The sequence below is a fragment of the Maribellus mangrovi genome, from assembly GCF_037646455.1.
Taxonomy (GTDB): Bacteria; Bacteroidota; Bacteroidia; order Bacteroidales; family Prolixibacteraceae; genus Draconibacterium; species Draconibacterium mangrovi_A.
In genome coordinates, this window is record NZ_JBBIXN010000004.1 from 410,623 (window position 1) to 434,140 (window position 23,518).

Below are 23,518 nucleotides of genomic sequence, written 5' to 3' on the forward strand. Positions count from 1 at the left end.
CTCTTTTATTTTATTTCAACTTCTTCAATGTTATCGTCTTTTTCCTCTTCGCCTGTGCCTGTGCCTTTTTCATCCGGTTTCTTCACTACTTCCTTTTTCGTTTCATTGACGAAGAAATAGGCATTTACCAGCGACAGGTTATCGTCGTCGGGCAGCGGTGTGTATTTTGCAAATTTCACCAGGTCGGCCAGTTGCAAAATCTGGCTGAGGTTGGCAAAATTCTTATCACTTATGATACCTTTCTGTGCCCTGAAACTTTCAATAATCTCGTCGGTTACCTGTTCCATAGCCCGGATTTCAAATCGGTCTTCAATGTACTCGCGGAGCGCATCGGTCAGTTCACTGTAATACTGCTTGGTTTTTCCCTTCTGCCAGATCTTCTCCGTTTTTATACGATCGAGTTCGCGCAAGGCCACAATGTGCGCCGGCTCTTTTGGTTTGGCCGGACGGGCAAAAATGGGCTGATTCTTTTTCTTCCGCTTAATGGAATACAACAGGAAGAAAATAATGGCTCCGATCAGAATTACTCCCAGAATATAGGGTGTAACCTCTTTCAATGTTAAAGGAGCATCGTATGGCATTTTGATATCCGTCGGACCTCTGGTCGTATCGATTTGCATGGAGTACACATTTAGCGTTACCCCATTGCTGGGTATCGAATCGATGTTGCCATCCATGTCAATTTTGAACCAATACGGCGGAATTCGATAATGGCCACTGTCGAAACTTGTGATGGTGTAGGCTTGAATTTGTTTCATGAACTTTTCATCGTCCATTTCGAAAGTATCGATTCCCGATCGCCCCAAAACTTCTATTAATCCACCTTTGATCGAATCCGGTACCTGAGGGAATTCAATATCCACAGTTTTTGGATGATCGATCTCGAGGAAAAGTTTTATCTGGTCGCCAATTAGAATATTGGTCGAATCGAGTCGTGCAGTTGCCTTTATCCGCTGTGCCTGCACCTGACCGGCGAAAACTACCGCGACAAAAATCAGTATTATTTTGAGTCTTAACTTCATTGTTTTTATTTCAATGCTCTTTTCTGAAAAAGGGTCATTAACGATCTCACATAATCTTCCCGGGTGTTGATTGAAACGTAATCGACACCACACTTCTTAAACATCACGTCCATTTTTTGAGCATGATCCTGCCACCATTTCGAGTAGATTTTCCGTGTGCGGCGTGAACTACTGTCGACCCAAACATATTCGCCGGTTTCAGCATCTTTGAACTTTAGCATACCAATTGGCGGAAGTTCGGTTTCACGTTCGTCGTAAATCTTAAGTGCTACCAGGTCGTGTTTGTTATTGGCAATCGACAATGACTGTTCCAGCGCCGGATTGTCATCGATAAAATCTGAAATAACAAAGGCCGTGCAGCGTTTTTTTATCGCATTAGTCAGGTAACGAACAGCCCCGGTAATATCGGTTTCACTGTGTTCCGGATTGAAATCGATCAACTCGCGGATAATACGTAAAATGTGGCTTTTCCCTTTTTTAGGCGGAATGAATTTTTCGATGGTATTCGAAAAAAAGATCACCCCAATCTTATCGTTATTTTGAATGGCCGAGAACGACAAGATCGCCGAAAGCTCGGTGATAACATTCTTTTTGAACTTTTCGAATGATCCGAAATCGCGCGAACCGCTGACATCGATCAGCAGCATCACGGTGAGTTCGCGTTCTTCTTCAAAAATTTTCACATACGGATGACTGTAGCGGGCAGTAACATTCCAGTCGATATTACGGATGTCATCGCCGAACTGGTATTCGCGCACTTCCGAAAATGCCATTCCCCGCCCTTTAAATGCACTATGGTATTCTCCGGCGAAAATATTTCGCGAGAGTCCACGTGTTTTAATCTCAATCTTCCGTACTTTTTTTAATAAATCTGTTGTTTCCATTTATGAATTCAAAGTTTTGCCGAAGGCATCCCTTCAGGAAAAGTTCAGTGTTCAAAGCAATACCAGAACAGCTGTAAACTGTGACTGTTAACTGCGACTTTTTATGGTACCTCAACAGTATTTAAAATATCAGTAATAATTTCTTCTGATGTGATATTGTTAGCTTCAGCTTCGTAGCTTAAACCGATACGGTGACGCAACACATCGGGACAAACTGCGCGTACATCTTCCGGAATTACATAACCACGACGCTTAATAAAAGCATAAGCTTTTGCTGCCTGAGCCAGACTGATTCCTGCCCTTGGCGAGGCTCCGTAAGAAATCATCTCCTGGTATTTCTCGAGTTTGTACTCAATAGGCTCGCGAGTGGCAAATACAATATCAACAATGTATTTCTGAATCTTCTCATCCATGTAAACATCTTTTACCACGTTACGGGCTTTTATAATATCCTCGGGTTTCAGAATAGTGCTGGTTTCCGGAAAATGACTTAAGAGGTTTTGATTGATAATTGCCCGCTCTTCGTCTTTTTTCGGATAGTTGATCACTACCTTTAGCATAAAACGGTCGACCTGCGCTTCTGGAAGCGGGTAAGTACCTTCCTGTTCAATCGGGTTTTGTGTGGCCATAACCAGGAAAGGTTCGTCGAGTTTAAAAGTATTGTCGCCGATAGTGATCTGACGTTCCTGCATGGCCTCGAGCAATGCCGACTGCACTTTTGCAGGTGCACGGTTGATCTCGTCGGCCAGAATAAAGTTGGCAAAGATCGGCCCTTTTTTTATGGTAAATTCTTCTTTTTTCTGACTGTAGATCATGGTACCCAGCAAGTCGGCAGGCAGCAAGTCGGGCGTAAACTGAATACGCGAAAATTTGGCGCTAATGGTTTGTGCCAACGACTTAATGGCCAGCGTTTTTGCTAATCCCGGAACACCTTCAAGCAAAATATGACCGTTTGATAATAATCCGATCATCAGACTTTCCACCAGGTGTTTCTGACCCACAATCACTTTGTTCATCTCCATGGTAACCATGTCGACAAAAGAACTTTCTTTTTGAATCCTCTCGTTCAATTCTTTGATATCAACAGCTTGATTCATATCTATTATAAATTTATTAGCTAATTTTTTTCGAAGGCACGAATTTAAAGTATTATGATATTTATTGCCCTATTCTTTTGTTAAAAAAAATTAAGGAAAGATGATTCAAAATATGATGTTAACAAACAATAACAGCTTATTAGGAATTTATTAAGATTTATTCTTCTATTTCAGGATTCTCCGAACTGTACAATTGAATGAGTATTTAGGATGTAATTGTATTGATAAACAGGATGTTGTATACTTATTATTGTTTGTCAGGATAAGCTGTGATCCGCACTGAATGATGGTTTTATCGGGAATTAGTGTTTACTTTGCCCAAAAGGAACTCATTTGATGTCACAACGCTATTTTTTACAACTCAGTTATAACGGTACCCGCTATCATGGCTGGCAGGTGCAACCTAACGCAGTTTCTGTGCAGGAGGTACTGGAAAAGGCGCTGTCGACACTTTTACGCGAGAATGTGGCTGTAGTTGGAGCCGGCAGAACAGACACAGGTGTTCATGCAACGTATTTTATTTTGCATTTCGACCTATCAAAACCGGTACCTGACAATTTCGATGTAGTGTATAAACTGAATAGTTTTTTACCCGAAGACATTGCCGTTCAACGTTTTTGGTCGGTACGTAACGAGGCACACGCACGGTTTAGTGCCGTTTCAAGAACTTATCATTATTACATTACACAAGAAAAAGATCCTTTTTCGTTTGATACGGCTTTCCGCTATACTTTGCCGCTTGACGTAGACAAAATGAATCTGGCAGCAAAGGTTTTGTTTGATTATGAAGATTTTACAAGTTTCAGCCGACTGCATACCGATGTAAAAACCAACAATTGTAAAATTTACCGGGCAGAATGGAAAAGGGAAGGCGGTAAACTGGTTTTTGTAATTCAGGCCGACCGCTTTCTTCGAAACATGGTGCGAGCCATTGTTGGAACCTTGCTGAAAGTGGGCAAGGGAAAATTATCGATCGATGATTTTCGAAAAATAATTGATAACAAAGATCGGGGAGCAGCCGGTGCATCGGCACCCGCACAAGGCCTGTTTTTAGTCGACATTAGCTATCCTGATTGGATCAACAGCGAAAAGAAATAGCTACTAATTGCAGGATGTTGTGCAATCAATTTCATTCGCCATGTCTTTCAGATTAAAAGGTTTTCTGAAATATTTTTGTATCAGTTTCGAATCCAGCGCTTCCTGAACTTCCTCTGAAATATCGAAGCCCGAAAGAATGTAGTAGGAAATATTGGGCAATATCTTTGATGCTGCCTTCACAAATTCGATACCGTTCATATTAGGCATTCTCATATCGCTTATCACGCAACAAAAATCTTCTGAATTTTCTATAATCTTCAGTCCCGACACACCACTGTCAGCAGTTATAACCTCGTGAGTTTTGTTCAGGTTTGCTTTGAAAAGTATCAGGTTAAGTGGTTCATCATCAACGTACAATATTTTTGGCTTCTCCATTAATCATTCTCCTTTAGGAAGTTCAACACGAACCTTTGTTCCTTTGTTTACTTGCGACTCGAAATTCAAACGTCCCTTATGCGCAGTAATCAGATTATAGGTAATCGACAAGCCTAACCCGGTACCTTCACCCGGTTCTTTGGTTGTGAAGAAAGGATCAGTTATTTTAGGGAGGTCATCTTGTTCAATTCCGCATCCGGTATCTGAAATCTGGATAAATATAGAATCTTTTTTGTTTTCTGTGCGAATATTAATGCTACCTTTTTCAGGAATGGCCTGGGTGGCATTTACCAGAATATTCAAAAATACCTGGTGGAGCTGACCCACATTTCCTTTTAAGATTGGTGCAGGTTCGGCATAGTTTTTAACAACATTAATCCGGTGTTTTAACTGGTTGCCAATAATATTCAGACAGTTATCTACAATTTCATTGATGTTGCAGGTTTCGTCGAAGGTATTGTTGTTTCTGCTAAAGTTGTTAAGTCCTGAAACGATTGTATTTACCCGGTTAATCCCTATTTCAATACTATTTGTAAAAAGTAAAATTTTTTCGTCTTCAATCTTTTCTTCATCGAAATAACTTTGCAAACCTGTTAAACCTCCCAAAATGTAGTTGAGCGGATTATTGATTTCGTGCGCAATTCCGGCAGTTAAAATCCCGATTGACGCCATTTTTTCGGCCTGAAATAATTGGGCTTGCATCTCTTTCAATTCCTGCAGAGTACTTTCCAATTTGCTGTTTTTCAGATTGATTTCTTTGTTTTTAATTTCAAGTTCTCTAATGGCAATATCCAGGTTTCTAGTCTTTTCCTGAACAAGTTGTTGCAGGTTATTTTTGTGTGCTTCCAATTCGTTTCTAGTCGAGCGAAGTTCGCTCAGGTGTTTTTTCAAAAAAAGAAAAAACAGTATCGCAGTAACGAGAACATAAAACCAACCTTTGTAGGTTTGGATTTCGGTGAGGTAATCAGGATCACGTATTATCGTATTCAGGAATCTGTCGGAAAAGCTGATCCACAGGCCGCCAATAAGCAGATATGCGAACGCAATTTTGTATTCGAATTTGATTTTAGGCATTGGCATTTTATGCGGTTTTGGTCTAATATACAGATATTTCCGGCGCAAAAGTAAGGAGTTTGTTTAAAAATCCCTGAACTTTTCACGGAAAGACGTTTCAAATACTTCCTTATTAACAAAATGAAAAAACAATGAACAAAAAGCAATTTTCCGGAAACTTTCTCTTTATATTTGTTATCGAATTTTGGTTCGAAGTTCATGATTCATGAACACGATGAAAAGGGAATCCGATGAAAATCCGGAGCTGTACCCGCAGCTGTAAATCCCATCCGCCAACTGGCGGATAGCGTTGTTGAACTACAAGCCACTTTTCCTTCGACTGACGGATCGGGAAGGCATCAATAACCGGGAGAAGCCAGAAGACCTGCCTCAATTCCTGTTAAATAGAATTAAGCTTCGGGATAAAAAGCTTGAGAAATATTCGAAAAAGTATTTTTCACCGATTATCCAAAGCTCCTTAAAAGTTGTGAAATGAGGAGGTTTGTATTTGTCATAGTTTTATTGATCACTTTTCGGTTGTCAGCACAGGAAACACCGCAAATAAGCGATACCATTCAGCTTGGAGAGGTGGTGAGTTACGGCCACTTGCAAAAGTTTCAGTCGGGTGCTAAAATCGAAAAAATATCCGGTGCGCAGTATATTCTCAGTCAGGATGGAAACCTGGAGCAATTATTGACGCGGAGCCTGCCCATTGCTTTTAAAAGCGATGCCGGAGGTTTGTCGACCATTCGAATTCGGGGAACAGCGGCCAACCACACCAGTGTCAATTTTGGCGGGATTGACCTTAATTCGCTTACGCTGGGTCAATCTAATTTTAACAATATTCCTGTTTTTCTTTTTGATGAAATCGGTGTTCAGTTTGGCAGTGCCAGTTCCGTTAACGGATCGGGGAGTATTGGCGGGGCCATTCATTTGGGATTAATAAATCGTTGGACCGATGGTTTTAAACTGGAAACCCGGGTTTCGCACGGATCGTTTGGTGAGCAACTATACGGTACTAAGATCTTTGCAGGTAATGGCAAATTCGAATCGGTAAGCCGTGCCTATTATTACTACAAGAAGAACGATTTTCCGTTTTTGAATAACACGTATCGCGATTTTGAGAACAACATATTTGAAATTGAAGATGTTCAGAAAAATGCAAGTATTGAGAAATATGGTTTGTTGCAGGAGTTGAACTACCGTTTTGCAGAAAACGAATTTTTCACCTTAAATGTCTGGCTCGAAAACAATTGGCGGCAGAACCAGCAAAACATGCAAACCAACCTGAATAATCCTGATTTTAGTGAAGATTACGAGGACAAACACATACGTATTTGGGCAGGATATAAGAACAGGAAAAATCCGTTTAAGTTTGAGATCAACGGAGGATATGTCTTTGATGACGCAGTTAACAATGGAAGCACAAAGGATACCATTCGCACACAACGCGCCATTGCAGAAGCTTTTGTAGAACACGACTTTAGATCGGATGCCAGTTATAAGATCGGGGCAAAAGCCGAGCGTATTTTTCCCGAAGTTTATGCCTACAGCAGCTCGCTTGAAAAAGAAGATCGCGTTGATTTTTACGCTTCCTATTATCAGCGGTTTTTCCGAAAACTTTCATTGACACTCAATCTGCGTCAGGGATTTGTAACTGATTTTAATGTACCATTTACACCCTCTGTAGGACTGAATTATTTGGTTGTTTCAAAAGAATACTGGGTGCTTCGCTTTCTGGGTAGCGTGGCACGGAGTTACCGCGTACCAACTTTTAACGACCGTTTTTGGATACCCGGCGGTAATCCGGACCTTGATTCTGAAAAGGGAATTAACTATGAGCTGGGCACAAAATGGAGTTACTGCAACGGAGATATTTCAGGCAACCTGAAAATTAATGGATTTTACCTAAACATTGAAGACTGGATACTATGGAAAAATGGCGGATCGTTTTGGTATGCCGAAAATGTGCAGAAGGTTAAAAGCCGTGGACTGGAGGTAATGACCGCCTGGAGTTACAAGTTGTTTGGACTGCCTGCAACTTCGGGATTGAATTACTCACTGACATCGACAAAACGGATTGAATCGCAGAATAATACCAATGCCATTAACCGGCAAATGGAATATGTACCGCTGCACAGCGGGAATTGCTTTACAACAATACAGTGGAATGATCTGGATTTTACCATTGACGGATCGTATACAGGCGAACAATATATCGACGAGGAAGACCGGAATGTGCTGGATGCTTACATTTTATTCAACACATCAGTCGCTTATGATCTAGAGATAAACTCTGCCAACCGCTTTATTATTACAGGGGCAGTAAATAACCTGCTCGATGTTGATTATCAGTCGAGTTGGGGCTATGCCATGCCCGGAATAAGCTACCGGCTGGGTTTAACGTATAAATTCAATTAATCAATCAAAATAACAATTCAAAATGAAAAACAGATTTAATTTACTGCTGCTGCTAACCTTATTTACAACGCTTTTTGTTTCGTGTAGTGATGAAGATGATCCTATTGAAGAATCACCAAATGTTGCTGATGCGATAATTTTAAATTATGGCGATTATGAGGGGTCAAAAAGTACTATAACCGCTATTAATGATGAGAGCATGACGATTACGAATAATTTTTATGAAAGCATAAATAATGTACCACTAGTGAGCAATGTTTCGCATGCTTTTAACTACAACGAAAATGTGTACATTCTGGGTAACAATACCGATGAGCTGTTGTGGGTGAACAGTGAAACCTTTCAAAATAGTGAAAATGCGATAAGTGCCGACATTGTAAAACCCCGCTACGGTGTTGGTTCCGGCAATTACCTTTATATTTCGTGTTGGGGAGGCGATATTTGGGCTGATGAGTCGCTCTCGTATATTGCCAAATTTAATTTAGCTACAAAAATGGTTGAAGATAAAATTCAACTTCCGGGAGGTCCGGAAGGTATGGTCGTGGCCGGAAATAAACTTTATGCTGCCCTTAACTACAAAGACAGTGTCGCAGTAATCGATTTAAACTCTGATGAAATCTCATTCATTGAAACACCCGCGGTAAGTTCGTATTTTATTCAGGATGCGAACAATAACCTGTATGTTTCGCTGGTAAGTACCTACAGCGATTTCTCGGAAACTACAGGATTAGGCTATATCAACACGACTACTGATGAACTGGAAGCAGTTTATGAAATGGGAGGCGTTACCACATCATACGTGAATGTTATGGCGGCAAATAACGATGTCTCGAAAATTTACGTGGTTACTGAAGGTGCAAACTGGGGCGATCCGGGAGCGTTAGCTGTATTTGATGTGGCCAGCCAACAGTTCGAGGAAGAAAAGTTTTTGAATAGCGTTGAAGGAATTAACGGAGTTGGATATTACAACAATCAAGTGCTTGTGTTTATCTCGGAAAGTGTTACTGCCAACGGAAGCGTAAAAGTGTATCAGCCCGATGGAACATTCGCGGATGAGTTTGAAACCGGGAAAGCTCCCTTTATGCTGCTTGATATCGAGTGAAATTTTTTCTGAAATAGTTCTTTTTTTGAAAATCGTGCTAACCGGGTTTGCAGCTTTTTGAAGTGGCATCCCGGTTTTGTTTTTTGATATTCAGAACCTTGTAGAAGTTGCTATTAATTTCCGTTTTGCGCCGCCTCATCGATGATCAGGATTTTCTATTCCTCATCGGAAATAAGATATGTAATTTGAAATTATTCTACTTATCTTTCTCGCTTATTAATTTGGAGCAAAAAACATAAAAGATTCTAACCTGTGATATGAATGCATATCTATTTCTAATTGGTCTTTGTCTCGTTATCATACTTTCCTTTTTCACCGGAATATTGTCGAAGAAGACGAATGTTCCCAGCGTTTTGGTACTTATATTTTTAGGAGTTGGTTTGAGCCGGCTGCTTGAATACTTCAAAATCGTACCCGATTTCTACAATTCGCTCGAAATACTTGGAATTGTTGGATTGATCATGATCGTGCTTGAAGCTGCCCTCGACCTGGAACTAAAAAAAGAGAATTGGCCGATAATCTGGAAATCGTTTACCATAGCAGCACTCTCGCTGGCACTTACCTCGGTTTCGCTTTCCTTTATCCTGCTGTATTTTATGCCCGATATGTTGTTTTTGGAGGCCATTGTTTACGTGCTGCCACTATCGATTATGAGCAGTGCCATAGTTATCCCGAGTGTGGTTAACATGAGCAAATACAAAAAGGAATTTCTGATTTACGAAGGTACTTTTTCCGACATTCTCGGCATTATGGTTTTTTACATGATCGTTGAAAACATTGATGTTGAGGGCATGCGACAACTCAGCGTGGCCATTGGCGGAAACTTGTTTCTTACCATATTTATTTCGGCAACATTAAGTTATGTGCTGTTGTATGTTATTCAGAATATTCGTGGCGAAGCCAAATTTTTTCTTTTCCTGGCGGTGTTGGTGTTGCTGTATTCGGTAGGTAAGCTGTTCCATTTATCGTCGCTTGTAATTATTCTGATGTTTGGTTTATTGCTGAGGAATCATAAAGTGCTATTGTTTTGGAAACTGGAAGAATGGCTCAGGGATGAACGAATGGACTCACTATTCGACCAGTTTAAAATGATAACGGTTGAGACTTCATTTCTGGTCCGAACCTTCTTTTTTGTGGTGTTTGGAATGACCTTACCAATCGCATCGCTAATCAGCTGGAACGTTTGGGTGATCAGTATTTTGTTTTTGATTGTAACTTATGTTTTGCGTTTTGGGCTGTTCTTTGTGGTTGAACGGAAAAGTATAATGCCTCAGGTTTTAATCACTCCGCGCGGACTAATTTCCATCCTGCTTTTCTTTGCCATTCCCGAAGAACTCAAAGTGAAAGGTTTTGAAAATGGTGTTCTGTTCGTAGTTATTTTGGTCACCAGTATTATTATGGCATGGGCTTTAATTGCTTACCGCAAGCAACGCGAAGAGCTGGATGGGGGAGATTCAGGTTCCCAAAAGGAAGATCATGCTAAAAGTTCGGCAGATGAATTTGTTGAATTGCCGATTGATGAGGATAAAAATTAAGTTAGTCTTTTGGGAGTTTCCTCGCTGAGAATTTCGTGTAGTGTTATGAAGTGATACTTATTGATAAAAAAGGGCAACAAAAAAGGTTGCCATTTAATTGACAACCTTTCTCTTTTTCATCCCAGATATGATTTTAATAATTTGCTTCGCGATGTATGTCGTAATCGTCGTATAGCCTTTTCTTTTATCTGTCGTACCCTTTCTCGGGTTAATCCAAATCGTTCACCGATTTCTTCTAATGTCATTTCCTGGCATCCAATACCAAAAAACAGTCTAATAATGTCACTTTCACGCTCTGTCAAAGTTGCTAACGCGCGATGAATTTCTTTAGCAAGTGATTCGTTAATAAGGCTTTTGTCGGCATTTGGCGAGTCGTTGTTCACCAGTACATCAAGCAGGCTGTTGTCTTCACCATCAACAAATGGTGCATCAACCGAAACATGACGTCCGGATACTCGCAAAGTGTCGGCTACCTTATCGGCAGGAAGCTCGAGTGAATCGGCTAATTCTTCAGGCGATGGCTTTCGTTCGTGTTCTTGCTCAAATTTAGAAAATGCTTTGTTGATCTTGTTCAACGAACCTACCTGGTTCAATGGTAAACGAACAATTCTCGACTGTTCAGCAAGCGCTTGAAGAATAGACTGGCGGATCCACCATACTGCGTAAGAAATGAATTTAAAACCGCGGGTTTCATCAAATTTCTCAGCTGCTTTTATTAATCCGAGGTTTCCTTCGTTGATAAGGTCGGGTAAGCTCAGTCCCTGATTTTGGTACTGCTTAGCTACCGACACCACAAAACGAAGGTTTGCCCTGGTTAATTTTTCCAAAGCAGCCTGATCACCTTTTTTGATCCGCTGGGCCAATTCCACTTCTTCTTCTACAGTAATTAGCTCTTCCTTGCCAATCTCCTGTAAATACTTGTCTAAAGAGGCACTTTCACGGTTAGTGATTGACTTTGTGATCTTTAGCTGTCTCATACAATTTTATTAAAAATCGTGCAAATATAGAACATATAATAAATATCGCTCAAGGAGAAAATGAATACAGAGTGTAAAAAGTGCAAACTTAAAGAAATTTTTACAATTTACTCGTCACCCAAACCAAAAACATAATATGCTGATTCTCCATTTGGGTAGATTCCCTCTACTAATATTCCTCCTCTCGCATTTCCAATCTCTCTCTTAAAATCATTGACTTCATAAATGGGCTTTTTGTTCACATTAGTTATAATAAAGCCTTCTTTCAATCCGGCATCTTTTAAAACACCCTTATTCAGGTCTTTTATAATTATTCCGTTGTCAATGTCTAATTCTCGTTTCACATTTTCATCTACCGTCTCAAACTCGGCACCAAGCACAGTGATGTTATCTCTTAAGATTTGCGTGTCACCATGTTTGTTACGTAAGGTAACGGTAAATTGTTTCTTATCATTGTCTCGCAGCACAATAACTTTTACATCGTCACCGGGGCGATACTGACTTATTTTCTCCTGCAATTCAGCTGAAGTTTTTACTTTTTCGCCATCCACATCGATGATTACGTCCTCGGCTCTTATGCCTGCTTCTTTGGCAGCTCCGTTATCAGTCACTGCTGCTACATAAACACCTTCAACCTTGTCGAGGTTCAATTTTTCTGCAATTTCCGCGTCAACATCACCAATGTTAACACCGATTAATGCACGCTGAACTTCGCCAAATTCTTTGAGGTCATCTACTACTTTTTGTACAATGGTTACCGGAATGGCAAACGAATAACCTGAATACGATCCTGTACGTGAGGCAATGGCTGCATTAATACCAACCAGGTTTCCTTGCTGATTTACCAGCGCTCCTCCACTGTTACCAGGATTTACGGCTGCATCGGTTTGTATAAACGATTCAATGGAGTAAGTGTCACGATTAATGCCAAGGTTACGGGCCCGTGCACTTACAATACCGGCCGTAACTGTAGATGTCAGGTTGAAAGGATTACCTACCGCTAAAACCCATTCGCCCAACTGCAAATTTTCTGAATTGCCATAGGTGAGATAAGGCAGATCATCTTCATCAATTTTTAACAGTGCGAGGTCGGTTGATGGATCGGTTCCAACTAAACGAGCATCAAACTCACGTTTATCATCAAGAATTACCTTAATGTTTTGGGCATCTTCAACAACGTGATTGTTAGTCACAATATAACCATCGCTCGAAAGGATGACTCCCGAACCAAATCCCTGGCGAACCTGTGGTTGCTGATTTCTGAAACCAAAAAATTCATCGAGGAACGGGTTACCGCTCGACCACTGCCCGGTACGAACCGATTGTGTGGCAATGTGTACTACGGCATGAACCGATTTTTCGGCCGCAAAGGTTAAATCCGGTAATTTTTGTTCACTATCGGCGGGTAAACTGGCATAACGTACTGCCGGTTCTTCTTTTACGGTCACAACTTTTGTCTCATTGAAGAAAGTACTGTAGGTCCAAACTGCAACAAAGGCACCTGCAATAACAAGTAAAAATGTTAATGAGATTCTTCCAATTTTCTTCATGGTGTAAAATTTTAATTAATAATTAGCGACCGTTTTCATGCAAATTTGCTGCCATTGTAACTGTGGTTAATCAGCTTTTTCTGCTATTTTGCATTATTTAACTCTGAAACCACCAAGTGTTAAAAGATGAAAATTACTTTTTAAAGTTTTGCTGCAAATTTGTCAGTAATATATTAATCTTATTGTGTATTTGACCGAGATCGCCTTCTCAAATTACATTATCCCTTACTTTTTTCAGGTACAACAAACCATTTTGAATCCAGTTCAACTTCACGGTAGTTTTTTATGTAATTGATGGCTTCTTCCGGAGTTTGAGCCACGTAATACAATTTTCGGTAGATCGGTTTTGCAAATTGTTCTTCGTAAGAAAGTTCGAATTGTTTGAGCAGGTGGCCGAAAAAATTATTCGTGTTTATGAATACAATGGGTTTTGCATGATAAGATAGTTGTCGGAGAGTGATGACTTCCAGTATTTCCTCAAGTGTGCCAAAACCTCCCGGAAGTGCAATAAAAGCATCAGACATATCTCTCATCCGGGCTTTTCGCTCCATCATGTCTTTTGTAACGTGCACTTCGTGCATATTATTACTGGCCAAAGAGCGTGTGATCATTTTTTCGGGAATGATACCGATGGTTTTTGCGCCTTTTTTACTGGCCGAAATCGTAACCGCCTCCATTAAACCAACGTTGGCTCCACCATTGATCAGAATGTCGTTATTTGCTGCAATTAATTCTCCAAGTTTATGGGCTTCAGAAAAGTACACCTGGTCGATGGCATTGCTGGACGAACAAAAAACACAGATATTCATTTTAATTCAGATATGAGTAGTGAGTAATTAGTAGTGAGAAAAAATCCGGGTTTTGCCCGGATTTTTAATTCTATATTTGAAATTCGTGTCTTAATATTTAAACGAGATATTGAAGTAAGAGAAGAGATTTTTTGTCTCAGTACTCTCTGCTAAAAATCTCAGTTCTAATCTTACGCATCAATATTGGCGTAAGTAGCGTGATCTTCAATGAACTTACGGCGCGGCGGAACATCGTCGCCCATCAGCATCGAGAAAATGTGGTCTGCTTCCGCCGCATTCTCAATAGTAACCTGTTGCAAAGTACGTTGTTCAGGATTCATGGTTGTCGACCACAACTGTTCGGCATTCATCTCACCCAAACCTTTGTAACGTTGCGTATGCACAGCACTTTCATTGCCATCAGCCCATTGATTAATCAAGTCAAGACGTTGTTTTTCCGTCCAGGCGTAAGCTTCTTTTTTGCCTTTTCGAACCAGGTAAAGTGGTGGAGCAGCAATGTACAAGTAACCTTTTTTAATAAGGTCGTTCATGTAGCGGAAGAAAAAGGTCATGATCAATGTGGCAATGTGGCTTCCGTCCACGTCGGCATCTGTCATGATCACAATCTTGTGGTAACGCAGTTTGTCCAGATTCAGTGCTTTCGAGTCTTCTTCGGTTCCGATAGTCACACCCAAAGCCGTAAAAATATTCTTAATCTCTTCGTTTTCGAAGATCTTGTGTTGCATGGCTTTTTCCACGTTCAGGATCTTACCGCGTAAAGGAAGAATAGCTTGTGTTCTTCGGTCGCGACCCTGTTTTGCTGTACCACCTGCCGAGTCACCCTCAACCAGGAATACTTCGCATTTGGTAGGATCTTTCTCCGAACAATCGCTCAACTTTCCGGGTAATCCACCACCTGACAGTGCATTTTTACGCTGCACCATTTCACGGGCTTTGCGTGCTGCGTGCCGCGCCTGAGCTGCCAGAATTACTTTGGATACAATTTGTTTGGCAGCTTTTGGATTTTCTTCCAGGTAATATTGTAAGGCTTCGCTTGTTGCCTGATCCACAGATAGACTTACTTCGGAGTTCCCTAATTTGGTTTTTGTTTGTCCTTCAAACTGAGGTTCGGCCACTTTAACCGAAATAATGGCAGTTAAGCCTTCGCGGAAATCGTCTCCACTAATGTCAAATTTCAGTTTTGAGAGCATTCCGCTTTGGTCGGCATAGTTTTTTAATGTGCGGGTCAAACCTCTTCTGAAACCCGTTAAATGCGTTCCTCCTTCAATGGTGTTGATGTTGTTGACATACGAGTGAATGTTTTCTGAGAATGAAGTGTTGTACTGCAAAGCAATCTCAACCGGGATCCCGTTTTTTTCGGTAGTGATGTGTACTACGTCGTCGATGAGTTTATCGCGGGTGTCGTCGAGGTATTCAACAAATTCCTTTAATCCTTCTTCCGAAAAATAGGTTTCGGTTTTAAAACTGCCGTCTTCTTCTTTTACTCGTTCATCAATAATGGTGAGGCTGATTCCGGCGTTCAGGAAGGCCAGCTCTCGAAGTCGGGCAGCCAGAATTTCGTATTTGTAAGTGGTGGTCAGGAAAATACTGTTATCGGGAAGGAAAGTAACAATGGTTCCTGTTTTGTCAGTTTCTCCAATAACTTTTACATCCGACAGGGGTTTCCCCTTTTGATATTTTTGTTCCCATATTTTTCCATCGCGGTGAACCTCGGCTCTGAGGTCAGCTGACAGCGCGTTTACACACGAAACACCAACGCCATGCAAACCCCCTGAAACTTTGTACGAATCTTTGTCGAACTTACCACCAGCGTGCAGAACCGTCATTACTACTTCCAGTGCCGATTTGTTTTCTTTCGAGTGCTTTTCGGTAGGAATTCCACGTCCGTCGTCTGTTACCGAAATGGAATTATTTTCGTGAATTATAACTTCAATAGTATTGCAGTAGCCGGCCAGTGCTTCGTCGATGGAGTTATCTACCACCTCGTACACCAAATGGTGCAATCCTTTTTCATTTACATCGCCAATATACATGGCAGGACGTTTCCGCACTGCCTCAAGTCCTTCCAATACCTGAATGCTGTCTGCACCGTAGTTTCCATTTCCATTGGTCGGAACATTTTGCTTTTCATTTTCGCTCATCTCTCTTGTCTATTTTTTTATCCTTCAGAACTGTACTAAAATAAAATAGTTTCCCATTGCGAGAACGGTTTTGTTCTCTGAAGGAAACTAGCTGAATTTCAATCCTTTATAATGTTGTAAAAATGATAATGAAATCACTCGACAAAGATAAAAAAAATCGCCAATGCACCATCTTTTTTAAGGGCTTTTAACAGGTGATTTTTTAACGAGTTATTAACATGAAAATGAGCAAGATAAATCAAAGTAAAATGAAACAAAAAAGGGAGCTGTTAAGCTCCCTCTGTTTCCGAATTGATTGATCAGAACGCATAGCTGATTCCGGCCAGTGCATTAAAACTTTGCACCGGGTAGCCAAACCAGCGTTCGTATTGCTGGAAACCAAAGTTATTAAGTTGGGCAAACACCGAAAACTTGCTGGTGATCTGGTAGTTGCCTTTTAGATTTAAGTCGAAAGCAGTGTTCAGATTATAAGATTTTAAGACAGGGCCTGGAAGAATGATATTTGCGGGATAAGCAATGGTTGGATCAGGGTGTTCAACAATCAATGCTTTTCTGTCGCCAATCAAATAAATATCGGCCGAAACACTTAATTGTTCCGTAATTTTATAGCCCAGGGCAATCGTTGCATCCCAGGTAGGAAGGTTCCAGGCTTCTTCCTGCTTGTCCATTTGGTAGCTGTAATAATTTACCGACAGCGACAGATCCATTTTACTGGACGACGCATAAAGAATTTCGGCATTCAGCTTTAAACGATTCATATCGTCGTATAAAATATCAAATGTGTTATTAACGATAAGCGGAGCCGGATTGTATGCGGCATCCAAATAATAATTTTCGTTCAGATAATAAAGCGGTTTATCGCTGTTGATGGCATATTCTCCCGAAATTTTATAGGTCGTTTTTTTCGACATTTTTCCATCGAAACCACCATAAAAACGGAATTGCTGCATGGAATTTTTAACGTAATGATCAGGATCTACAAACGGATTTTCGTAGGCAATCTTTGAGTAATGATTGTTCTGAAATGCCCCGTCGATACCGGCGTAAATTTTTAGTATTTCATCTACCGGCGACCAGTTCGCACGGATGTTAGGTGACAGTTTAGCCACTGTCTCTTCATCGGATTGCAGTACAAACCAGGCATTAAGACCAAGCTTTACATTGGCTTTTTCATCGCCAATGTACCATGCCGGTTTGGCAAAAAGAATGGTCGATGAAGTTTTTCCGAGAACACTATCGCCGGGTAATGTTACATTGTTTACCTGTGCATACTCAACTCCGGCATCCAGCAAGCCGACACCCGAAGTCATTGGCTTCCGCAGGTTAAATGTGAGGTTGGCAAAATTCTCTCGCTGATCGGTTTTTGTTCCGAAGAAGTAATAATCGAGCTTAAAACCGAATTCTTCTTCGTCCATTTCGGCGGCCGGATCATCAAAATCTATATGAATGCCGCCTTTTGTGAATGCTTGTTTTGTTCCGAAATAGTTAATGTCTTGCTCGCCTTCCAGCAACGGATCCGGGACAGGATCTTCGGGATATCCGTAGTAATTGAATGCATCGTGATTTAGTGACAGGTCAACAGAAAGGATCGATCGCTGAATGGTGTGTTTCAGGAATAGTTCCACTTCATTATTCATAAACGGTGCGTCCACTTTATCTCCGCCTTTCAATTTGATGTCGCCATGCGACGATAAATGCCTAGCGTGGATACCAAAGACCGTATTTTTTGAATTCAGGTTATTAAAAAAGATCTCACCGTAAGGTTTGTAGTATGTTCCAAGTCCGGCACGAACCAGCCCGTAACCTTTTTGAATGATAGGTTCGGTTTCGATAGTTGCGGCTTTTAGCGGTGTTATCGAAAAAGTGCTGAATACCGGCTGGCTTTTTATGTTGTAGTTAAACGTAGGTTTTTCCACCTCTTCCTCATCAATTTCAGGCATGCTGTTTAATTTATTGGCATCCGAAATAATCGGTGTGTAGGCTTTTGTTACTTCCACTTCCCGACTTAGAGTATCCTGTTTTACCTGCGCTTGCACAAGAAGACCGGCCGTTGTAAATAGCAATAAGAAAATATATTTTGCTTGTTTCTGCATTGTTTTCCGGATTTAATTTTGTTTGATTTCCAATTGAAATGCGCTGTCTTTTGCGTTTTGCTGCTGCTGCGCTTCCTGTTCAAGAATAATGTTGAGCCGACGATTGGCTTCTTCGATAATTCCGTCATTGTCGTTGTTGTAATTTTCTGCCAGACTTTTCAGGGTATGTTTGGCCTGGAACTGATCGCCTTTATCCTGATAAATATTGGCCAGCAATAAAAATGCTTTACCGAGCCAGAATGTGTATGGTGTTCCTTTATCGACGAAATCGATAATTTCCTGTTCTGCTTTTTCTTTTCTATTGTCTTTGTAATAAATCTCTGCCAGCAGGTATTTCGCTTCGGCACCTTGCTCCAGTTTGGTGTCTTCCGAAACGTCTTTAAAAGGATCGATCGCCGAATTCAGGTTACCAAGTGTGTAGTTCGCTTTTCCGATGGTGTAGTCGGCCTCGTAATTTAAGGCATCGCTGGTAATGTCAAACTTCTTCACTTTTTTAGCTGCTTCAATGGCCCGGTTGTATTCTTTGGTAATCATGTAACAGCGCATCTGGCCGGTATTGGCTTTCAGTACATTCCATTTATTGTTGGCCAGCTTTTCAAGCCGGTCGAACATGGGAAGAGCTTCCGCATAATTTCCGGCACTGAATTGCATTTCTGATGCTTTGGAAAGAGCAGGTTCGCTAAACACATTATCAGGTTGATTGGCCACATATGTATAATGTTCGTTCGCTTGCTGGTATTCGCCTTCTTTATAGAGGATTTCACCCAGGTAGAAATGGGCATTTACAGCATTGCTGCCATTTGGGAATTGCCTCAGGTATTGTTCCAGTTGAGTTTTGGCTCCGGTTTCCCCCGACATGTACACTCGTTCGGCAGCCTGGTAAGTCAGCTGATCCTGTTCCGATGCACTCACGTTGGCTGCACTTCCCCCAAGTTTGCGTACGTAGGAGAAATAGGCATTTACATTGTTGAGCTCAACATAGCAGTTTTTTATTCCCGACAGCGCTGATTCTGCTTCAGGAGTACCCCGGTAGTTTTCGGCTACTTCTTTGTATTGATCTAAAGCCGCTTTAAAATCGCCATTGTTGTAATTCACGAGTCCCAGTTGCAGCAGAGCCTTGCGGTAAAAAGTACTGCCGGGAAAGGTGTTTACAATTTGCCGATATTGCTGCACCGCCTCGAAGTTTTTACCCACTCGTTCGTAGGCACGGCCCAATTCGTAAAGCGCATCGTCGCGATATTCCGATTGTGGAAAATCCGTCAGCAACTGATTCAGGTCGTCGATTTTATCTTGTTGTTTCCGCTGTAATCCTTCGCAAAACGCAATTTGTAGCAAGGCGTAATCGGCCTCATACATTTTCATGTTGTATGTTTGACGATAATGTTCAATGGCTTTGTCGTAATTCGTATTCAAAAAATAATAATCGGCAATTCGGTTGTATGCATCGGCAACTTTAGGAGTGCGTGCACCCTGCATATTGCTCACGTATTCCCTGAAATGTCGGACCGCCGTTTCGCGATCATCCATTTTCAGGTAAGCATAGGCCAGGTTGTAATCGGCACCGCTTGCTTCTTCAAGCGATGAAGAGCCACTTGTTTTTTCAAAGCGACTGTAGGAGATGATGGCATCATTGTAGTCACCAACGCGATACAGGGCTTCCGATTTCCAGTACACGGCTCTGGCTTTCAGTTCCTGGTTGTATTTTCCGTTATCAAGCGATGTGTCGAAGTATTCGATGGCCTGCTCGTAAGCTGCGTTATTGAAAAGTTCCAGTCCGCGATAAAAAGTCACACGTTGGTAGGCTTGTAGTACTTCGGGCGTTTTGTTCTGAATTTTTTCGATCGATTCGATTGCGTCCCTGTAATTGCGCGTTACCATATAAACATCCACCAATATTTTATAGGCTTCTGCATTTCTGTCGGAATTCGGGTACAAACTGATGTAGCGATCAAATGCTTTTATCGTTTCATTAAATGGCGAGTAGGAGAGTTCGTAAGTTAATTTGGCATAACTAAATAGTGCATCCTCCTTGATTTCCGGATTAAAATCGAACTCGGCAGCGGCACTGAAAGCGGTTTTTGCTTTTTCTTTTTCATTCAGTTTTACCAAACAATCAGCCAGGTGATACAACGCGTTCTGCGTCAGCTCATCTTCTCCGGTTGAAGCTTTTTCAAGCATTGGAGCAGCTTTGTCATATTCGCCGGCGTGGTAATAACAAAATCCGAGGATATAGTTTTCTTCACGCGTTTTTGGCCCCGAGGTTTCAAAATATTTTTCCAGGTAGGGGATGGCTTTATTGTATTCTTTCAAATGAAAATAAGAATCGCCAACAATTCGAGACAGCTCTGTCTTTTGCTCTTCTTCAACATCATTTATAATTGATGTAGTGTAATTGACTACCTGGTCGTACTTTTCCTGCTTATAGTAGATGTGGCTCACATAAATGGGAATAACCTGCGAGTAGGCCGGATCGTTATTCATTCGCGAAAATCCTTCCAGTGCCGCATCGTAATTCTCATTTAAATATTGAATGTGAGCCCAATAATAAGTGGCAGGTTTGCTGTATAAATTGTTGCTGTTTTTTATGGCATCGAAATCGGCCAAAGCAGCATCAATATTGTCTTGCATCAGGTTGGCGTAACCTCTTTTGTACTGAAGCTCAATGCGGTCGTCATCAGAAAGACCTGCAGGATCGACATTGGCAAAACTACGCAGCACGCGCAGGTGCTGTCCTTTATCGAACTGATAGTTTCCCATGGTAAACCAGGCGTCGTTAATGTATTGGCTTTCCGGATAGTTTGTAATAAAACTTTCCATGAGTTTATCGCCCGAGCGGTAACCGGCATTGAGTGCCGAAGCTGACCTGAAATATTCTGCCTCGGAATAAATCTCCGATTTTTCTTCAACGTGTTTCTTTATTTTTTCAAACTCGCGAAAGGCCGAAATGTACTTTTTGTGTTGGTATAATTCTTTAGCTACATCAATCTTTTTCTGAACATTCTCGTAATACTCGGTTTGCTGAGCGTTTAACTGAAAATGTAAAAAGGTGATGATGGCCAAAAGAATGCTGAACCGAATTGTCTTCATGCTTTTAATGTCTCGTTTTTAGTGAATTAACTCCCGATCATTAATTCATGCTGGATAATTATTATTAAAATTCTAAAATAGCTAATATCGCTTTCCTGAATGGTTTCTAATTCCTGTAATTCTTAACATGAAACTGTTGATTTCTTTGGTTTATTATATCTGTGAATAAATATTTTCCGTTTAATTTGCCGTTACATTCATTATAAATGTACAAGAAAAAAGTAATCAGGTTGTCAAAAGCATCGGTTTACCAGCGCGAAAATTTGATTTTATCGGCGGTGAATCTCGACGTTCTTGAAGGTGAATTTATTTATGTGATCGGGAAGGTTGGTACCGGGAAAACCAGCTTGATAAAAACCTTGCATGCCGAACTGCCGTTGCTCGAGGGAAGTGGTGAGGTTCTGGATATGCAGTTGGTTGAAATTAAAAGTCGTGATATTCCTCTGCTTCGGCGCAGAATGGGTGTTGTTTTTCAGGATTTTCGTTTGTTAACAGACAGAAGTATTAAGGCAAACTTGTCGTTCGTGATGGAAGCTACGGGCTGGAAAGGAAAGCGCGAAATTGAAAAACGTGTAACTGATGTACTTGATGTGGTTGGAATGACCGGAAAAAAAGATAAAATGCCACATGAATTGAGCGGGGGAGAGCAGCAACGCGTCGTAATTGCGCGGGCCATTCTGAACGATCCGGAGATTATTTTAGCCGATGAGCCTACCGGAAACCTCGATCCCGAAACCTCGGAGGAAATTCTTGATTTGTTTATTCGTTTAAACGAAGAAGGAAAAACGGTGTTGATGGCCACCCATGATTATGCTGCAATCGCTAAAAAACCGGCACGTACATTGGTTTGTGCCGATGGAACTTTGTCCGATTCAGAGCAAAACAGAACGATGATTGAGTTTGAAAATTTGTTGGAAGCGAACGATTGACTTTAATAGGAGACCCCTGAAACAAGTTCAGGGTGACGATTATATCAAGCTTTAGAAATAAGACCTCGAACGTAATGCTGAACTTGATTCAGCATCTTTACTCTTTTGAATAGCGTACGATTAAAGTTACCTGGTGATTCCTTTAAAAATTTCCTGGATCACTTTTTCTTCTTTTTCCCAAACCAGTTCTTTTGCGGCAAAAGGCAATTTTTCTTTCCACACTTTTCTTTTTTTCTCGTTGAAAAGCGCTTCTCTAAATTTATCCGCTAATTGTTTTGGTTCGAGTGAATCAGTAATCTCACCAACATCATATTTTTTTACGATTGCTGCCATTTCCGGCAAATTGGTAACCAAAACCGGGACTTGTGACTGAATGTAATCGAACAGTTTATTGGGCAGTGCAAAACGATAGTTTAATCCCAAATCTTCCTCAATAGACAATCCCAAATCGGCCGTTGCAGTAAGTTTTGCAAGTTCTTCAAGCGGAAGCCGGCCCGCAAATTGGATTTTATCATGGAGTTTCTCCTGCAGGACCAGATCGTGGAGTTGTTCGCGAATATCGCCATCGCCGGCAATTACCAGTTTTACGCCATCAATATTATTCATGGCTTTAATCGCCTGCTCCAATCCGCGACCAATATTTAAGGCTCCCTGGTAAAGAATAATTTTTTCATCCGACTGTTTTTCCGCCGGTTTATAATTTTGTTTTAACGGAAGGTTTCTGACGATTTTAAAATCTGTTCCATATTCTTTGTTATATACATCAGCAATCGACTGACAGACGGTATATGCGTATTGAATTTTTGGCAATATTTTTTGTTCCAGCCAAAGCCATATACTCTGAATTTTTGGGCGGTGGACCAACTCCGGAACCTCAATAAAATACTCGTGGCTATCGTAAACCAGCGGCTTGTTTCTGAGTTGCGAGGCGACAAAGTTTCCGGTTAGCGAATCCAGGTCGTTCGAAAGCAGTATGTCGTACTTCGCAAAGAGCAGGTAAAGGAAAAGTCGAAAATTGTACTCAGCATAAAAACACGGTCCTTTTTTAAAAAGAAGCTGAAATCTTTTAGTCGAATATTGGCGTTTTACTTCTGAGCTGTGTGGCAGTATCCGGCCTACAAGCAGGACTTCAAAACCCATCGAATACAGCGTAGTACAAACCTTATGAACACGGTTATCGGAAACCAGGTCGTTGGTTACGGAAACAATGATTTTCTTTTTGTCTGTTTTCAATGTAGCAGATTCAATTCGGATTGTAAATATAGAACTTTTAGCGGGCTGAAATATTTTGTGATGGGTGATTTACTTGTCACCTAATTCTGAGATGAATCAAATAGTAGAGGTA

The 23,518-nt window shown here is 41.0% G+C and carries 17 protein-coding genes and 1 riboswitch; of the genes, 5 read left to right on the forward strand and 12 right to left on the reverse strand.

Annotation, left to right across the window (positions count from 1 at the left end; translation table 11 throughout):
* Positions 1 to 5 precede the first annotated feature (5 nt).
* The 3 genes from WFY05_RS17200 to WFY05_RS17210 form a co-directional block, all read right to left on the reverse strand.
* Positions 6 to 1,022 carry a hypothetical protein gene (locus tag WFY05_RS17200; protein WP_340114148.1) on the reverse strand — a complete coding sequence of 339 codons (1,017 nt, stop codon included), beginning with the start codon at positions 1,020 to 1,022 and terminating at the stop codon, positions 6 to 8.
* A gap of 5 nt (positions 1,023 to 1,027) precedes the next feature.
* Entirely contained in the window at positions 1,028 to 1,906 is an 879-nt protein-coding gene (locus WFY05_RS17205) for a DUF58 domain-containing protein (RefSeq protein WP_340114149.1), read from the reverse strand.
* A 101-nt stretch (positions 1,907 to 2,007) separates the two neighbouring features.
* Positions 2,008 to 3,003 carry an AAA family ATPase gene (locus WFY05_RS17210; RefSeq protein ID WP_340114150.1) on the reverse strand — a complete coding sequence of 332 codons (996 nt, stop codon included), beginning with the start codon at positions 3,001 to 3,003 and terminating at the stop codon, positions 2,008 to 2,010.
* A 336-nt stretch (positions 3,004 to 3,339) separates the two neighbouring features.
* Here WFY05_RS17210 and truA point away from each other — a divergent pair, with 336 nt between their 5' ends.
* Entirely contained in the window at positions 3,340 to 4,101 is a 762-nt protein-coding gene (gene truA / locus WFY05_RS17215; RefSeq protein WP_340114151.1) for a tRNA pseudouridine(38-40) synthase TruA, read from the forward strand.
* Between the two features lie 3 nt (positions 4,102 to 4,104).
* Here the strand turns inward: truA and WFY05_RS17220 are convergent, their stop codons facing one another.
* Positions 4,105 to 4,476: a response regulator gene (locus WFY05_RS17220; RefSeq protein ID WP_340114152.1), complete on the reverse strand. Its 372-nt coding sequence runs from the start codon at positions 4,474 to 4,476 to the stop codon at positions 4,105 to 4,107.
* A gap of 3 nt (positions 4,477 to 4,479) precedes the next feature.
* Positions 4,480 to 5,550, reverse strand: coding sequence for a sensor histidine kinase (locus WFY05_RS17225; protein ID WP_340114153.1), 1,071 nt, complete (start codon positions 5,548 to 5,550; stop codon positions 4,480 to 4,482).
* Positions 5,551 to 5,718: 168 nt separating this feature from the next.
* A riboswitch (cobalamin riboswitch) is annotated at positions 5,719 to 5,936 on the forward strand.
* A gap of 85 nt (positions 5,937 to 6,021) precedes the next feature.
* Here WFY05_RS17225 and WFY05_RS17230 point away from each other — a divergent pair.
* From WFY05_RS17230 to WFY05_RS17240, 3 genes are all read left to right on the forward strand, one after another.
* Positions 6,022 to 7,950 (forward strand): TonB-dependent receptor, encoded by a 1,929-nt coding sequence (locus tag WFY05_RS17230; protein ID WP_340114154.1) that lies wholly within the window; start codon positions 6,022 to 6,024, stop codon positions 7,948 to 7,950.
* A 22-nt stretch (positions 7,951 to 7,972) separates the two neighbouring features.
* Complete coding sequence (locus tag WFY05_RS17235; RefSeq protein WP_340114155.1) at positions 7,973 to 9,052, forward strand: NHL repeat-containing protein; 1,080 nt, start codon at positions 7,973 to 7,975, stop codon at positions 9,050 to 9,052.
* A gap of 257 nt (positions 9,053 to 9,309) precedes the next feature.
* Positions 9,310 to 10,587 carry a cation:proton antiporter domain-containing protein gene (locus WFY05_RS17240; protein ID WP_340114156.1) on the forward strand — a complete coding sequence of 426 codons (1,278 nt, stop codon included), beginning with the start codon at positions 9,310 to 9,312 and terminating at the stop codon, positions 10,585 to 10,587.
* Between the two features lie 116 nt (positions 10,588 to 10,703).
* On the opposite strand, the gene WFY05_RS17245 is transcribed toward WFY05_RS17240, so the two are convergent.
* The 6 genes from WFY05_RS17245 to WFY05_RS17270 all read right to left on the reverse strand — a co-directional run bounded on the left by WFY05_RS17245 (position 10,704) and on the right by WFY05_RS17270 (position 21,244).
* The gene (locus WFY05_RS17245) at positions 10,704 to 11,564 is read right to left on the reverse strand and encodes a sigma-70 family RNA polymerase sigma factor (protein ID WP_340114157.1); all 861 of its coding nucleotides are present in this window, start codon (positions 11,562 to 11,564) and stop codon (positions 10,704 to 10,706) included.
* 107 nt (positions 11,565 to 11,671) lie between these two features.
* Complete coding sequence (locus WFY05_RS17250) at positions 11,672 to 13,114, reverse strand: Do family serine endopeptidase (protein WP_340114158.1); 1,443 nt, start codon at positions 13,112 to 13,114, stop codon at positions 11,672 to 11,674.
* A gap of 218 nt (positions 13,115 to 13,332) precedes the next feature.
* The gene (locus tag WFY05_RS17255; protein ID WP_340114159.1) at positions 13,333 to 13,923 is read right to left on the reverse strand and encodes an LOG family protein; all 591 of its coding nucleotides are present in this window, start codon (positions 13,921 to 13,923) and stop codon (positions 13,333 to 13,335) included.
* Between the two features lie 170 nt (positions 13,924 to 14,093).
* Positions 14,094 to 16,064 carry a DNA topoisomerase (ATP-hydrolyzing) subunit B gene (gene gyrB, locus WFY05_RS17260; RefSeq protein ID WP_340114160.1) on the reverse strand — a complete coding sequence of 657 codons (1,971 nt, stop codon included), beginning with the start codon at positions 16,062 to 16,064 and terminating at the stop codon, positions 14,094 to 14,096.
* 299 nt (positions 16,065 to 16,363) lie between these two features.
* Positions 16,364 to 18,157, reverse strand: a complete 1,794-nt coding sequence (locus WFY05_RS17265; RefSeq protein WP_340114161.1) for a TonB-dependent receptor — start codon at positions 18,155 to 18,157, stop codon at positions 16,364 to 16,366.
* A 12-nt stretch (positions 18,158 to 18,169) separates the two neighbouring features.
* On the reverse strand, positions 18,170 to 21,244 hold the full coding sequence (locus WFY05_RS17270; RefSeq protein WP_340114162.1) for a tetratricopeptide repeat protein: 3,075 nt from the start codon (positions 21,242 to 21,244) through the stop codon (positions 18,170 to 18,172).
* 206 nt (positions 21,245 to 21,450) lie between these two features.
* Between WFY05_RS17270 and WFY05_RS17275 the strand changes: the two genes are divergently transcribed.
* The gene (locus WFY05_RS17275; RefSeq protein WP_340114163.1) at positions 21,451 to 22,173 is read left to right on the forward strand and encodes a cell division ATP-binding protein FtsE; all 723 of its coding nucleotides are present in this window, start codon (positions 21,451 to 21,453) and stop codon (positions 22,171 to 22,173) included.
* A gap of 126 nt (positions 22,174 to 22,299) precedes the next feature.
* Here WFY05_RS17275 and WFY05_RS17280 read toward each other — a convergent pair whose 3' ends face one another.
* Positions 22,300 to 23,406: a glycosyltransferase gene (locus tag WFY05_RS17280; protein WP_340114164.1), complete on the reverse strand. Its 1,107-nt coding sequence runs from the start codon at positions 23,404 to 23,406 to the stop codon at positions 22,300 to 22,302.
* Positions 23,407 to 23,518: the final 112 nt, after the last annotated feature.